Below are 12941 nucleotides of genomic sequence, written 5' to 3' on the forward strand. Positions count from 1 at the left end.
TCATTCATTTACTCATTCGTAACCGTGATTCCATCAAATGACATGGAGAACGACGGGGCCGCGGCTTTGAATCGCAGGGGGTTAAGATCCGAACCGTGCCGCTCCAGATACGAACCACGTGACCCAGAATGGGATAGTAATTGTGTTTGGGATGCGTATTTTTCGCAAAGGACGGGCTCTCGCCCGCACCGCTAAGATCTTGACCCTCGGCCTGGTGCTCCTGGGGGTCCCGGCAACGGCGATGGCCAACCCGAAATATGCGGGGATCGTCGTTGATGCAAAAACCGGCAAGACACTTTACTCCTCTTCGGCTGACGCCTACCGGTACCCGGCATCGCTCACCAAGATCATGACGCTTTATCTTGTGTTCGAGGAACTGGAAGCCGGGCGACTGTCGCTGGACTCCAACCTGAGCGTTTCCAGCTACGCTTCCGCACGTCCGCCCTCTAAGCTGGGCCTCAAGCCCGGCGGCACGATCAAGGTCAAGGACGCCATCCTCGCACTTGTTACCAAGTCCGCGAACGACGTCGCATCCGTGATCGCTGAAAACCTGGGTGGCTCTGAAAAGAAATTCGCCGAGCGCATGACCCGTACGGCGCGCCAGATCGGCATGTCGAAGACCACTTTCCGCAACCCGCACGGCCTGCCCGACAGCGGGCAGCGTACGACGGCCCGCGACATGGCGACGCTTGGGCGCGCGATTCAGGAACGGTTCCCGCAGTACTACGGCTACTTCAAAACCCGTGCCTACAAGTACAACGGACGCACCTATGGCAACCACAACAAGCTGCTGGGCCGCGTAAAGGGCGTAGACGGCATCAAGACCGGTTACATCCGGGCATCCGGCTTCAACCTGGTGACATCTGTGAACCGGGACGGTCGGCAGATTGTGGCCGTCGTGATGGGTGGAAAGACCGGCGCGTCACGCAACGCGCAGATGACAAAGCTCATCAACTCCTATTTGCCCAAGGCAAGCCGCGGCCCGAAAACGGCCCCGCTGATCGTTCAGAACACGTCTGAACCGACTTTCGTGGCAATTGCGCTGAAGAATCCGCCTCTTCCGAACAGCAAGCCGGGAAGCGAACCTGTGCCTGCAACGGGTGAGCCCATGGTGCTGGCATTCACCGCACCGTCCAACCCAGGCGCCATTCCGACACCGGCTCCGGCCCCCCTTCCCGTGACTGCGTCCAATGCGCCAGTCATGGCTTCGGCCCAGGCCCCTGCTCCGGTTCCAGGCTTTGGCAACGACGTTCCGCTACCGCCGAAACTGGTCAAGCAACGCTTTGACAGCACGTTTGCAGTCGCAACAGCTTTGCCGCCGATCCCGCCTTCAAGCCCGGATGAGCCGCTTAACACCAATTCGATTTCCCGGACTGCCCTGATCGAAGCTGCAAGAGCAGAAGTCGTGAAGTCGGACAACAGCCAGCGCGCTGTCGGCTCCGCGCAGTCGGTCAAGACGGTCTCCGTTCAGACGATCGCGGTCAACACGACGCCGGTTGAAACGGTTGCAGCGCCTGAAACCACCGCTGCCGACAACAGCAGCGACGACGACAGCGTTACGGTTGCAACCAGCGACACCCGCGATGTCGAGCCGGGCTGGCAGGTCCAGATCGCCGCAACAGAATCCGAAGGCCAGGCCATCACGATGTTGAAGAACGCCAAGGCCAAGACCGGATCCGCCCTTCGTGGCCGGGTCCCTTACACCGAACCCGTCGACACCAACGGACAGACCCTCTACCGGGCCCGCTTCGTCGGCTTCGACACCAAAACAGCTGCGTGGAATGCCTGCAAAAGCTTGAAAAAGGCAAAATACGCTTGCTTCGCCATCTACCAGTAACCGCGTAACGGATGCCGTCAATGTCTTCTGAGAAGCGTGTCTTTAGCCTCGTTGATTTTCGCCGCGAGGAAACCGGAGCCTCCCTGGTCGGGATGGACCCGCATCATAAGCCTGCGGTGCGCGGCTCTAATTTCCGCGTCCCCGGCATCGGGCGTAAGCCCCAGGATCTGGTAGGCCTCCTCATCTGTCATGGGGCCAGAGCTCGCCGCGCTTCCCTGCCGCTCTGCTCCATTCGCCTGGAAGTGTTCACGCCAACCGGCAAGCCTGCGGTCGAGATAAGCTTCGACTAGCTTCTGGCTCTGACCGTCCTGGGCCGTCTCCTGCCAAAAGGCTTCCAGGTCCGTTTCGGTCAACTGATCCAGCTCGCGCCCCTGATAGGTGCCTGCCAGCACGGTCCCGGTCATGTGACCGGTATCGTGATCGAGTTCCATCTCCACCATAGCGGTCCGCACACGGGAACGTTGTCCGGAGGTTTTCTGAGGTTTGTAGCCTGACGAGAGCCAGTTCAGCCCGGACATCCCCAGCACCGACAAGCCAAGCCCGAACAACGGGATGGCAAACACGAACCGGCCCGTCAGCGCAAAGACAAGCGCCAACACCATCAGAAACGCTCCTCCGAAGAGACGCAGTCCTCTGGCCAGATTTGCGGGATTGGCGTTCACGAACTTGTTGCCGAGCGTCAACAGGGCGGTCAGCAGTATCAAGCCGATAATCAAATAAATCATGTGGCGGTTGGTTCCCCGTTCGCCGGCCCGGGACCATCACATTGGGATGCCCCGGCCCTACTCCAGTCACGTGTCGAAAGTTGCCGAGTATGTAAACCTCCGGCACCGGCTACAGCAAGGAAGTGCGAGCCCGGCGCTTTCCGGGCTCTAGCGGGCCGATGGTAGCTGCTGCAGCAGAAGCGTTGCGCCCTTGCCGCCTTGCTTTTCCAGCTGCTGGAGTGCCGTCCGGCCTCCGCTGGCGAAAACGGCAACCGCTTTCAAAAGATCGGCCAGTTGCTGGGCAGACCCGGAATCAAACCGGCAAAAGGCGCCGTTGGTCAGTCTGGCCATCTCGCGAAACGCGCGCTCAGCGACGCCGTCACGCCCCTCCTGAAACAGGAACATCGGCACACCAAGCATGCCCAGCTGACCAGCCTTGTCACACAGGGCATCCACGTCCTCCTCCATGCAATCGCCGACATAGACCAGTGCCGCAATTTTCTCGGTATCGGCAGCGGACAAGGCAGCCGAGAGGACCTTTCGGATCTGGGTACGCCCACCCTGACAGGAAATCCGGCTCATGGCCTGGGCAAGCTCAGTGCCGCTGGAAAACCAGCGGGACGCCCGGCATTCACCGAAACCGCGAAAATAGACAAGCTTGATGCTGAGGCCTGAAATCTTGCCGGCTTCCTGAAACATCTCCGCCTGGATCTGACAGGCCTGGTCCCAGGTCGGTTGACGGCTCATGGTAGCGTCCAGGGCAAACACCAACCGCCCGCCGCTGCCCGGTTGCGGTGCAATTTCCTTGGCCTTCTGAAGAAAGGCAGCAACATCGGATTCGGCTGAAGGCACGCGGGCGTCCTGCCTGACCATAGGGTCTACCGTGCCTTTGCCGGTCTTGACGTTCACGGCCGCCTCCTTCTGCCAGTTGGTGACACTCAACTTGGGTCGGGGCAGCCGTTTTGGCAAGTCTCAAGCCGTCGGATGCGACATGGCGCAGCCGATCATGTTCTTACGCCGTCGCTGAAATCAGGCGTGTCCTTCCGGGCCGAGCCATCTGCAGGTATGCCTCCATGACGAGCACGTTAGGCACCCAGCACAGCCAGGCGATAAGTGGATAGGCGACATCAAAATCGACCCCCGCCGCCATACTGCTCCCCAGATAGACCCGCAATGTTACGGCAGCAAATGTAAGAGCCGCCGAACGCAGCATCCAGGCCCGGTGACGCGGGAATTGCCGCCTCAAGGCAAAGGCGAACGCGATGCCGGTCGTCGCCAGCCACAAGACTGCGAGAACCGCAAAGCCTGTTGCAGCGAAGGTCCCTGCAGTCGTGTGAAAGGCCAGCTGAAGTCCTGCAATCCCCGAGATCAGGATCGACACGACATACCCTCGCCCCAGCCAGCGATGCAGTTTCGGCCTGCTGGCTCGCAGCCTTGTCATGAATTGAAACGGCATCAACGCAAGTGCGATCGGTGCAACACCGATATGGGCGTAAAGCATCAGCGCATTTCCGTCGAGGTTATGCGCCACGAATTCCATAGAAGCGGATACCCCCAGCGCCAAAAACCTCAATGAAGCCACGGCGACCAGAGCGGCGCTCACGGCTGCCGTCCAAAAAGCGACGTTTGCTGCAAACCTAGAAACCATCGACATACCGACCCTCCAACATAACTTGACAGTGTCAAGATAGAGCGAAACTTGACACTGTCAAGCGAATGACCGATGAAGACCACATGACAGTTCCTCCTCCTCGTCGCAAAAGAGACGGCAGTCTTCGAAAAGCCCTGGTTGATGCAGGTGTGGCGCTTTTGCGAGAACGTGGTCCGGACAAGCTCTCGTTGCGTGAATGCGCTGCCAAGGCGGGTGTGTCACACGCTGCGCCCGGTTATCACTTCAAGAACATCACAGGTTTGTCGACGGCGATTGCAGGGCGCGGCTTCGCCCTGTTTTGCCAGGCGATGGAACAACGCCTCGATGCGTCTCCTCCTCCGGCAACAGAAAGACTGCGCGCGATCTGTCAGGGGTACCTGGATTTCGCCACCGGCCACCCGGAGCTGTTCCTGTTCATTTTTTCGGGACAGAAGTTCAATGAGGATGACGAGGAATTCGCGGTGCACGCCTCAAGGGCCTACGCCATCCTGCGCGAAACATGCGCACCGCTGATCCCTGAAGGGACCGATCCGGAAGAAATCGAGATACTCGTGTGGTCGCTGGTGCATGGCTATGCCCATCTTGCCATGACACGAAAGAAGGAGAACCCGGGCCTCGGGCGCGGCTGGCCGGAACTCGGCACACTGGTCACGCATCTTCAGAAGGCCCTGCCGGATCCAGGCTGATATCAGCGGATCAAAGCAGGCAGAGTTCCGTAAGATCCCGCCGCATGTCCTCCGGCATGGCGTGTGCCGCACCACCAGCCTTCAGATCCGCCGGCGCGTCCTGCACCTTCAGATATCGCCAGCCCTGAAACGGCCGCTTGGGCTGGTACTGCGTCAGGATCAGTCTCGGCTCCATCACCAGGTCGCAGCGTTTGACGCCCGCCTGATCCGTAAACGGCCTGATGTCGATCAGGTGCTGACGCACCTGGATCTTGCCCTTGATCACCCAATAGAGAGAACCACCGTCCAGAAGCTCGTCCTTGCGGGTTGGCACCATGCGCGTCGTATGGATCGTTTCCGCCGGAAGTCCCGATTTGCGGGCGTTCTCCATACGAAAATCGATCCAGGCCTGAAGAGATTCGACGCTGTCCGCGCCGACGCACAGTTTTACCAGATGCAAGGTCATGCTTCTGACGTATCAGGCTTCCCGCCAAGGTCAAGATTGTGGCGAGAAACGGCGGTGGATTGTCCAATTTCACAGGCAGCTTCAGCTTGCGCCGATGGCAAGAACGGGGTTCTCTTTGCCCATGGAAGTATTTGTAACGGGTGGAACCGGCGAGATCGGTTCTGCCGTGGTAAAGCGGCTGGTTCAGGATGGTGCCAGGGTAATCGGTCTGGCCCGCTCTGACGCGTCCTCGGCAAAGCTGCGTGCGTTCGGTGCAAGCGCCTACCCGGGCGACCTGCGAGCACCGGAAAGCTGGGTATCACGGGCGGCCTCATGCGATGCCGTCATCCATCTTGGTGCAACTTTTTCCGAAGACATGGGCCGTGTTGACCGCCAGAGCATGCTTGCGTTGAAGCAGGCATCAAGGCACCGCAAGCAGCCGCTCAAGATTATTTACACTGGAGGCATCTGGCTCTTTCCCGCAACGACAGGCGACAGCCTGCTGACCGAGAAGACCCAGTTCGCGCCCTTACCCGCGTTTCGCTTCATGACCGAGACGATCAGGACCCTGTCACACGGAACGGATCTCAATCTGACGGTCATTCATCCGGCCCTCGCCTGCGGCCAGACGACCGGTCCCATTGCCGAGATGACGGCCGCCCTAAAGGAAGGCAGGCCGTTTGAAACCCGCGCGACGTCGCAAACCAAATGGGCGCTTGTTGAAATCAACGACCTTGCCGCGCTTTATGCTCTTGCCCTCAAGAACGCACGGTTCCGGATGTCCCTGATCGCGAGCTGCATTCCCGGCATCTCGGTCGGTCATCTGGCATCTCACATTTCAGCCCGCCACGGACTGCCGCTGGAAATCATGACAGTTCCGGCCCCTGAGGCAACCGAACCGCTTACCGACTGGGCCGCCGGTTTTGCCTTGTCGCAGTCCGTCGACGTCAGCCATGCCCAAAGGGCAACTGGCTGGCAACCGGAACATTCGACAATAGAGGACCTCGTGGTATCCCTGTCAAAATAGACGATAACCTTGAGTTTCGAGCAGCTTAGCGCACCGAGTCCGGTATTGGACAAAGACTTTCTAAAGTTTTGAAGGTGTATGATCCGGACAAAAGCTCAATACAGGGTCCGGGCGTGTTACGTACACTCACATCGTTGCTGGTCTTTCTCGTTTCCGTTTTGCCACTTCAGGCGGAAAGCATCCCCGTTGGCATATTCAAGGTGGTGAACACAGAAGGGTTTGTTCAAAGCAACGGGGAACGCATCGCGCTGGCAACCGACATGAACGAAGGCACGGCCCTGATCGAAAGGGATGCCACCAACCGTCTTGATGTCGAGATCAACGGCGCCAAACTCAGCCTGTTTCCGCTGGAACAAGGCCTGGCCGCGCTGACGTGGGACGCCAACGGAACGTCCCTGCTTCATGACATCGACATTCAGGCATTGTTCGGGAAAGACAATCCGGAAGATGTTCCGGCCTGGGGCGCGGAACTGGACTGGCCAGGATCCGGCACCGTACAACTTGTACTGCTGCCTCTGGGTGAAAGAGCCTATACCGCATTCCTCATCAGCCATCCCGGCAACAGGACAGTGGTGCGGCAAATGGAATTCAGGCAGTCCTACGGGCCGTCGGACAGACCCGAGATTTCGTTCTCAACCAGTTCTGCCGGAAACTGACACGCCCGAAGTTCGAGCGACGCCTTCTCAGCTCGGAGAATACCGAGCTCGCATAAAATGTCCCCTAAAACGACAAAAGGCGCAGCCTCACGCTGCGCCTTTGTTTTCCTTGCGTCCCGCTGGCTTATTTGGCGGCGGCGACGGCTTGTTGTGCACTTTCAACATCGTTGAACAGAAGTACCATCGTCAATGCGAGGCCCACTGCAGCGACAGTCCAGAGAGTGACGCTCCAACAAGATTTCTGCACGTTTTCGTCCATAAAAACCCTACATATTGTTGTGCGGCGCCGGGTCCCACCGACCTCAAATATGGCGCCATTGAGGCGAGGAGGTAAACGATCCATTACCATTTCGCAAGCGCAAAAAAAGAGCAGCAGATCCCGCATTTTTGCATTCCTCGTTTCGCATCAGGAAATTCAGCCACTTAGTCCTCTCGGTGCTGCCTGTTAGGGACCAGGAAAAAGTCTGGTAAGACAGACCATGACCGGATTCGGCCACCGGAGAATCAAAAGGGATCAGGATGCACGCGCTCTCGAATATGGACCTGGCAGCAGCCGCCTGGTTTCTGTTTGCCTGGCTCGGTTTCAATTTGCTGATCGATGTCAGTCCGCTGCGTAAAAAGACATTGTCCAGCGCCATGGAAACCTACAGACGCGGCTGGATGCGTGCCATGAGCCTGCGGGAAGTCCGCATCATGGACACGTCTATCATGTCCGGTCTGCAACAAGGCACCGCCTTCTTCGCGTCAACGTCCCTACTGGCGATCGGCGGCGGTTTTGCGCTGCTGGATGCAACGGAACGCATCGTTCAGGTCGCTGGTGACCTGTCCATCCCGGTGGCCGACAGCCGCGCGCTCTGGGAAATCAAGGTGCTCGCCCTGATGCTGATCTTTGCCTATGGATTTTTCAAATTCGGCTGGGCGTACCGGCTCTTCAATTATGCCAGCATCGTCATGGGCGCAGTCCCGCAACAAGGTCAGGCACCTGACGAAGTGATCGCGAAAATGGCTGCGCAGGCGGGGGAGCTGGGCGTTCTCGCCGGCCGCCATTTCAATCGCGGCCAGCGAGCGCTGTTCTTTTCGATCGGCTTCCTTGGGTGGTTCGCCGGGCCTTATGTATTTGCCGCAACCACCCTCGCCGTTCTCCTGGTCCTGCTACGTCGTCAGTTCGTTTCCAAGGCCAGAGCAGCTGTACTCTTGGGGCAATATCCGAACTTGGGATCCGCGGACAAATCCGGCGAATACACCGATACGGGTTCATCAAACCCCTTCACCTGATAACGGCCGAAAAGGCCCGACCGGCACCCCATGATATCGGCCAGGGCATCCGAGACCAGAAGCTGGCGCTGCAGGTCCTTTGCAAGCTCTGCAATACGGGCCGCAAGATTGACCACTGGGCCGACGACCGTGAAGTCCAGCCGCGTTTCGCTGCCGACATTGCCGTAGAAGACATCGCCCGCGTGAAGGGCAATTCCAACGCTCAGGTCAGGTGTGACCGAACAGGTTCGGGCCGTGTTGATCGCCTCGATCCGCGTCAGCGTTTCACGTGCTGCCATCAGCGCACGCACCGAGGCGTCCCTGGCTTCCTCTTCGGTTTCATACGGAAAGATCGCCATCACTTCATCGCCAATGAACTTCAGCACCTCGCCACCGTGGGCTTCGACAGCTGCTGTCATCGCTCCGAAATACTTGTTCAGAAACAATACGATCTTGTCCGCCGGAAGTGTGTTGGAAAGACGCGTGAACCCACGGATGTCGGCGAAGCTGACAACCGCCTTGATCCACTCGCCTTCTCCACGCCGCGTGGTGCCGTCCAGAACCTTCGAACCCGCCCGCGGGCCGACATAGGTGTCCAGAACGGTTTCTGCGGTGCGGCGCAGTGTTTTTAATTCACAAACGAGGGCAAGCGGCTGGATCAGCGATTCAAAAACGCCGATATGCGACCCTGAAAACCCGCCTGGTGTCTTGGTGGCGAAACTCGCAACTTTCACCGAACCGTCGGAGAACCGCATGGGTAGTGCGATATAGTCGGTATAGCCTTCCTGGCGCAGCTCTGCGGTAATCGGAAATTCGTCGGCGACAGCCGGCTTCTTGCCGATTTCCACACGAACGGCCTTCTGCGTTTCATGCACGCGCTTGATCGGACTTTTCTGGTATTCGTCCTGCGATTTGTTCTCCGCAGTGTGAAGGCGCAATTCCGGTGTCTGGCCGTTGACCCAGATCGAGCTTTCCGCGCGCACGTTCGGATGCACCACCCAGATCCCCGTGGTGACACGATCGACCGGAACTTTTCCGGCGCGCAGACGTTTCGCCATCTCAGTGACGATTTCCAGCGTCCCCTTCAATTGGGGCGCATCGCTGTAGAGCCATTGTACGACGTCTGCCGCAACGATCGGCGCTTCGAGGACCATCAGCCCACGTCCTTTCAAATCCCTGATTGAGCCCAGTATATGGGAACACGCTCCGCACAGTAAAAGAGGTTCGATTTCAAAAGTCGCTGACTGTCGAAAGGGTTTTGCAAATTCATGGACCAGGGAAGAATTCCGTGCTCCTGCCAAGCATCCAGTAGACAGCCAGACCAACCCATTCCCGGTAGGCGATATCAAAGCGCCGCAGGCCTTTTGAAGCACCGTCGAAGCCGAGCGACTTGTCCTGCGGTCCACGCGTGCGATAGTCCACCGGATAAGCCGTCACCCCGGTCCAACCGGCCTTTTCGAACACTCCCATGGCGCGCGGCATGTGATAGGCCGAAGTGACGAGAAGCCACTGCTGTCCGGGCTGTGGTTGCACAATATCCTTTGCGTAGACTGCGTTTTGCCAGGTGTTCTGGGACTTGTCTTCCAGAATGACGCGATCGGAAGAGATGCCGAAGTCTCGAAACAGTCGCGCAGCCCCTTCGGCTTCTGTTGCCTGGTCCGACACGATCATGCCCTGCCCACCGGTGTGGATGATCTTCGCCTCCGGCAGCGCTTTGGCCAGCCGCGCAGTGATGGTGATGCGCTCGGCGGACATTGTCAGGGCGGTGTCGCCCCGCACGCCGGTCACCACCGTGTCCACGGCACCACCCAGAACGATGATCCCGTCATAATTCTCCAAAGTGCCGGGACGCTGAAAACGGTCCTCAAGGGGCACAATCAACCAGTTGGCTGCCGGTGAGAAAGCGCAAACCACCAAACCAAGAAAACCGGCAAAAGTCAGAAACCGTCCACTGCGCCGCCACTTTGACGTAAGGCTGAGCACCAATCCCAAAGCCATCAGAACAACGAGAAAATTGGATGGCAGGATCATAAATCCGCCGATCTTGGATAGGTAAACATACATCTGAAAAATCCGAATCGTTGCGGGCCCGATGCGTGACAAAGATACGGTGAAACCGACAATATTGAGACTTGAAGCTGAAGTGAGCACACATCCTGACAGCTTTGAGCCAAAATGGTTTTCACGGTCTTGGTTCGGATTTTCCAGTCGTTCTCCCGATCGACAATTTCGACAATATTCGAGAAATAGACGTCCGCCCACGCATTGTCACAAATCTCCAGGTTGCATCATTATTGTCTCTTTATTTCAACGATTTAATTGATTCGAAAGAAAATTCACCCAACGTTAGATTGCAACCCTAGGAGGATCGATCATGAGCCTGCCGATTGAAGTGGACCAGCAGCAGCCGGAAATCACCAAGGCTCAGATCCCTCTGGAGACAACCGACTTCTTCAATCAGATCATTCGAGAGCTCAGCGGAGCACTGCAGGAAATTGTCGGAGTGAACGAGGCGGAGGGGTTCATCGCACTGGTAGCCAACCGCATCGGTGAAAAGATCAATTCCGATTACAAGTCTGCCCTGCATCTTGAACAGATCCCAAGGCCTTTGCTCGCAGACGTCCTGGCTGACCTGAAACGACGGATCGGCGGCCAGTTCAGTGTCGAATATGAAGACGACAAGGTCTTGATCCTCAAGAACGCCCGCTGCCCGTTCGGAGATCGCGTCAAGGACCGCCCGTCCCTCTGCATGATGACGACAAACGTCTTCGGAAGAATTGCTGCAGATTGCCATGGCTATGCCAGGGTCCAGATCGACAGGTCAATTGCCCGCGGTGATACTGACTGTCGTGTTGTTGTCCATCTGGCTCCGAGTGTAGAGAACGACGTCAACGGCAAAGAATTCTACAGGGTTCGATAGCCGTGCCCAGGTCCACTGCCATCATATCGGCCCTTGTGCAGACCATGCCCCAGCCTATTCTGCTGCTGGACGATTATGGCCGTGTGGTTCTCGCAAATAGGGCAGCCAAATCTCTTGCCGGAATTGGCGTAGGTGAACAACTTTCAGATAAGGTCAGGGATACTGCGCAGGTGGATGACTACCTGTCGATGTGCAGGTCTTCAACCACTCCCGTTCCGGTGCGCCTGAAACTTCTGTCCGGATATGAAAGCGTTGCTTTCGGCCACAGACTGTCTGTGCCTGGCACCGGAATTGATGGCGCCGTTCTTGTCCGCTTCGATGAGAACATGAACCTTTCCAGCAAGTTTGCCGCGCTCAATGCCGACATCTCGTCGCTCAACAACAAGATCCTGCATTTCGGTCAGGAGCGGACCGAACTTGAAAACCTGGCACTCACGGATCCGCTTACCGGTATCTCCAACCGCCGCGGGTTCGATCAGGAACTGGACAAGGAATACAATCGATCTGCTCGCTATGACCACGACTTCTGCATCTCCCTGATCGACCTGGACCATTTCAAGTCGATCAACGATGCCCATGGCCATCAGCTTGGAGATGAAATCCTCGTTCATTTTGCGCAAAGGTGTCTGGAACATCTTCGCCAGACGGATGTCGTTTGCCGTGTGGGTGGTGAAGAATTCGCGCTGATCCTGCCGGAAACAAATTTGGCGCAAGCAACGATAGTCGTCAGTCGCATGCTTGATCTGTTGAACGCGACACCAATGTTCGCGCGCGGCAAGAGATACGCCTACACCGCAAGCGCGGGTCTGGCGGAAAAAAGGCCTGAAGACACCCCAGCCTCGCTTTTTGAACGGGCTGACAGAAATCTTTATTTGGCAAAGGAAACCGGCAGAGCCCGCCTCATCGCCGGGGAGGCCGTCCCGACGGCAGCGGCCATCGAGACCGGAAAGTCCGGCGAATGCCGGAAGTCAGGGCGCATCGATTCGCAGCATTTATGAAATTGATCCGAACTTTGGCTATTGCTGACAGGCTTCGATTTGGTCAGGCTTTTCGCCGATCCGACCACCGCGCGCATTCCTTAGATGCCTCACTATTTTTAACAATGTGGACGCCGATGCCTCCGCGGGGCCTGACTGACCGCTGTTTACGGGTTCTGTAACGCGCCTGTCACATTTTACCGACATCTTCCTGCTCAAACCGTTGAAAACGGCCGCTTTGGGGCTGTTTTCAACGCACCAATTCGCCATTAGCGGGCACTGGTGATTTTGACAAAGGGTTTATCCGTGATCGGAGTCACAGGGCTGGCACGCTTTCTGAGTCATCTTGGCGACATCGTAATGAAGGATCAATGAGGGTTAGCCAGATGACACTCTATATGAAACTAGGCGGTCGCAAGGCGATCATGCGGGCAATGCCTCGCCTCAAAGCGAGACTGGAACAGGACCCGTGTTTCGACGTGACCAGCTTTCTGCCGGAATTCGAACACTCGGACGATCTGACCGAGTTCCTGATCTTCCTTGCCGGTGGAGCGCCATTTTACGACGGCAAGCCCGTCTGTGAACTGCTGGCGCCGATCTGCACCTGCAACAACATCTACGAACGCTTCGTGGATCACCTTGTCGCAGTCATCTTCGACGGCGCCCCTGCCCCCGGAGACGAAGAGCACCTGCGTGAGCTCATGTCCCGACTTCGGCCGCATGTGCTCAACCCCAAGCCGGTTGCACCGGTAATGGTCTATTCCGTCGAACCCGAACCGATCTGCCTCTGATCGGTTCGGATAGA

The 12941-nt window shown here is 57.6% G+C and carries 14 protein-coding genes; 8 read left to right on the forward strand and 6 right to left on the reverse strand.

From position 1 onward, the window contains the following. The first annotated feature begins 151 nt into the window (after nucleotides 1–151). On the forward strand, nucleotides 152–1837 hold the full coding sequence (locus ACYQ6M_RS15705; RefSeq protein WP_075282958.1) for a serine hydrolase: 1686 nt from the start codon (nucleotides 152–154) through the stop codon (nucleotides 1835–1837). A 17-nt stretch (nucleotides 1838–1854) separates the two neighbouring features. Here ACYQ6M_RS15705 and ACYQ6M_RS15710 read toward each other — a convergent pair whose 3' ends face one another. The 3 genes from ACYQ6M_RS15710 to ACYQ6M_RS15720 form a co-directional block, all read right to left on the reverse strand. Next, nucleotides 1855–2562, reverse strand: coding sequence for a DnaJ domain-containing protein (locus ACYQ6M_RS15710; RefSeq protein ID WP_152506423.1), 708 nt, complete (start codon nucleotides 2560–2562; stop codon nucleotides 1855–1857). Nucleotides 2563–2709: 147 nt separating this feature from the next. Further along, nucleotides 2710–3414, reverse strand: coding sequence for a vWA domain-containing protein (locus ACYQ6M_RS15715; RefSeq protein ID WP_460074644.1), 705 nt, complete (start codon nucleotides 3412–3414; stop codon nucleotides 2710–2712). A gap of 139 nt (nucleotides 3415–3553) precedes the next feature. After that, a complete protein-coding gene (locus tag ACYQ6M_RS15720) occupies nucleotides 3554–4144 on the reverse strand; it encodes a DUF2306 domain-containing protein (protein ID WP_460074588.1) in 591 nt (196 codons plus the stop codon). Nucleotides 4145–4275: 131 nt separating this feature from the next. Here ACYQ6M_RS15720 and ACYQ6M_RS15725 point away from each other — a divergent pair, with 131 nt between their 5' ends. After that, on the forward strand, nucleotides 4276–4878 hold the full coding sequence (locus ACYQ6M_RS15725; RefSeq protein WP_460074590.1) for a TetR/AcrR family transcriptional regulator: 603 nt from the start codon (nucleotides 4276–4278) through the stop codon (nucleotides 4876–4878). Between the two features lie 10 nt (nucleotides 4879–4888). Here ACYQ6M_RS15725 and ACYQ6M_RS15730 read toward each other — a convergent pair whose 3' ends face one another. Further along, on the reverse strand, nucleotides 4889–5323 hold the full coding sequence (locus ACYQ6M_RS15730; RefSeq protein ID WP_022998320.1) for a DUF1489 family protein: 435 nt from the start codon (nucleotides 5321–5323) through the stop codon (nucleotides 4889–4891). A 121-nt stretch (nucleotides 5324–5444) separates the two neighbouring features. On the opposite strand from ACYQ6M_RS15730, the gene ACYQ6M_RS15735 reads away from it, so the two are divergent. From ACYQ6M_RS15735 to ACYQ6M_RS15745, 3 genes are all read left to right on the forward strand, one after another. Continuing rightward, entirely contained in the window at nucleotides 5445–6329 is an 885-nt protein-coding gene (locus ACYQ6M_RS15735; protein ID WP_208984181.1) for an SDR family oxidoreductase, read from the forward strand. A gap of 113 nt (nucleotides 6330–6442) precedes the next feature. Then, nucleotides 6443–6985 carry a hypothetical protein gene (locus ACYQ6M_RS15740; RefSeq protein ID WP_152506418.1) on the forward strand — a complete coding sequence of 181 codons (543 nt, stop codon included), beginning with the start codon at nucleotides 6443–6445 and terminating at the stop codon, nucleotides 6983–6985. 519 nt (nucleotides 6986–7504) lie between these two features. After that, nucleotides 7505–8260: a DUF599 domain-containing protein gene (locus ACYQ6M_RS15745; RefSeq protein ID WP_075282964.1), complete on the forward strand. Its 756-nt coding sequence runs from the start codon at nucleotides 7505–7507 to the stop codon at nucleotides 8258–8260. Here the strand turns inward: ACYQ6M_RS15745 and ACYQ6M_RS15750 are convergent. Next, nucleotides 8146–9393 (reverse strand): adenylate/guanylate cyclase domain-containing protein, encoded by a 1248-nt coding sequence (locus tag ACYQ6M_RS15750; protein ID WP_209010165.1) that lies wholly within the window; start codon nucleotides 9391–9393, stop codon nucleotides 8146–8148. The two genes, ACYQ6M_RS15745 and ACYQ6M_RS15750, sit on opposite strands and share 115 nt — an antisense overlap. A 112-nt stretch (nucleotides 9394–9505) precedes the next feature. Beyond that, nucleotides 9506–10303 carry a YdcF family protein gene (locus tag ACYQ6M_RS15755; RefSeq protein WP_460074593.1) on the reverse strand — a complete coding sequence of 266 codons (798 nt, stop codon included), beginning with the start codon at nucleotides 10301–10303 and terminating at the stop codon, nucleotides 9506–9508. Nucleotides 10304–10613: 310 nt separating this feature from the next. Here ACYQ6M_RS15755 and ACYQ6M_RS15760 point away from each other — a divergent pair, with 310 nt between their 5' ends. From ACYQ6M_RS15760 to ACYQ6M_RS15770, 3 genes are all read left to right on the forward strand, one after another. After that, nucleotides 10614–11159: a methanogen output domain 1-containing protein gene (locus ACYQ6M_RS15760; protein WP_447238218.1), complete on the forward strand. Its 546-nt coding sequence runs from the start codon at nucleotides 10614–10616 to the stop codon at nucleotides 11157–11159. Nucleotides 11160–11194: 35 nt separating this feature from the next. Further along, entirely contained in the window at nucleotides 11195–12157 is a 963-nt protein-coding gene (locus ACYQ6M_RS15765) for a GGDEF domain-containing protein (protein ID WP_460074645.1), read from the forward strand. Nucleotides 12158–12522: 365 nt separating this feature from the next. After that, complete coding sequence (locus ACYQ6M_RS15770) at nucleotides 12523–12927, forward strand: globin family protein (protein ID WP_031268347.1); 405 nt, start codon at nucleotides 12523–12525, stop codon at nucleotides 12925–12927. Nucleotides 12928–12941 lie beyond the last annotated feature (14 nt).

It is taken from the genome of Roseibium sp. ROS1 (genome assembly GCF_054658215.1).

What these genes read in the sequence shown, in the direction of transcription:
- ACYQ6M_RS15705 (WP_075282958.1), top strand. Translation starts at nt 152, where the DNA reads ATGCGTATTTTTCGCAAAGGACGGGCTCTCGCCCGCACCGCTAAGATC.
- ACYQ6M_RS15710 (WP_152506423.1), bottom strand. Translation starts at nt 2,562, where the DNA reads ATGATTTATTTGATTATCGGCTTGATACTGCTGACCGCCCTGTTGACG.
- ACYQ6M_RS15715 (WP_460074644.1), bottom strand. Translation starts at nt 3,414, where the DNA reads ATGGTCAGGCAGGACGCCCGCGTGCCTTCAGCCGAATCCGATGTTGCT.
- ACYQ6M_RS15725 (WP_460074590.1), top strand. Translation starts at nt 4,276, where the DNA reads ATGACAGTTCCTCCTCCTCGTCGCAAAAGAGACGGCAGTCTTCGAAAA.
- ACYQ6M_RS15730 (WP_022998320.1), bottom strand. Translation starts at nt 5,323, where the DNA reads ATGACCTTGCATCTGGTAAAACTGTGCGTCGGCGCGGACAGCGTCGAA.
- ACYQ6M_RS15735 (WP_208984181.1), top strand. Translation starts at nt 5,445, where the DNA reads ATGGAAGTATTTGTAACGGGTGGAACCGGCGAGATCGGTTCTGCCGTG.
- ACYQ6M_RS15745 (WP_075282964.1), top strand. Translation starts at nt 7,505, where the DNA reads ATGCACGCGCTCTCGAATATGGACCTGGCAGCAGCCGCCTGGTTTCTG.
- ACYQ6M_RS15750 (WP_209010165.1), bottom strand. Translation starts at nt 9,393, where the DNA reads ATGGTCCTCGAAGCGCCGATCGTTGCGGCAGACGTCGTACAATGGCTC.
- ACYQ6M_RS15755 (WP_460074593.1), bottom strand. Translation starts at nt 10,303, where the DNA reads ATGTATGTTTACCTATCCAAGATCGGCGGATTTATGATCCTGCCATCC.
- ACYQ6M_RS15760 (WP_447238218.1), top strand. Translation starts at nt 10,614, where the DNA reads ATGAGCCTGCCGATTGAAGTGGACCAGCAGCAGCCGGAAATCACCAAG.
- ACYQ6M_RS15770 (WP_031268347.1), top strand. Translation starts at nt 12,523, where the DNA reads ATGACACTCTATATGAAACTAGGCGGTCGCAAGGCGATCATGCGGGCA.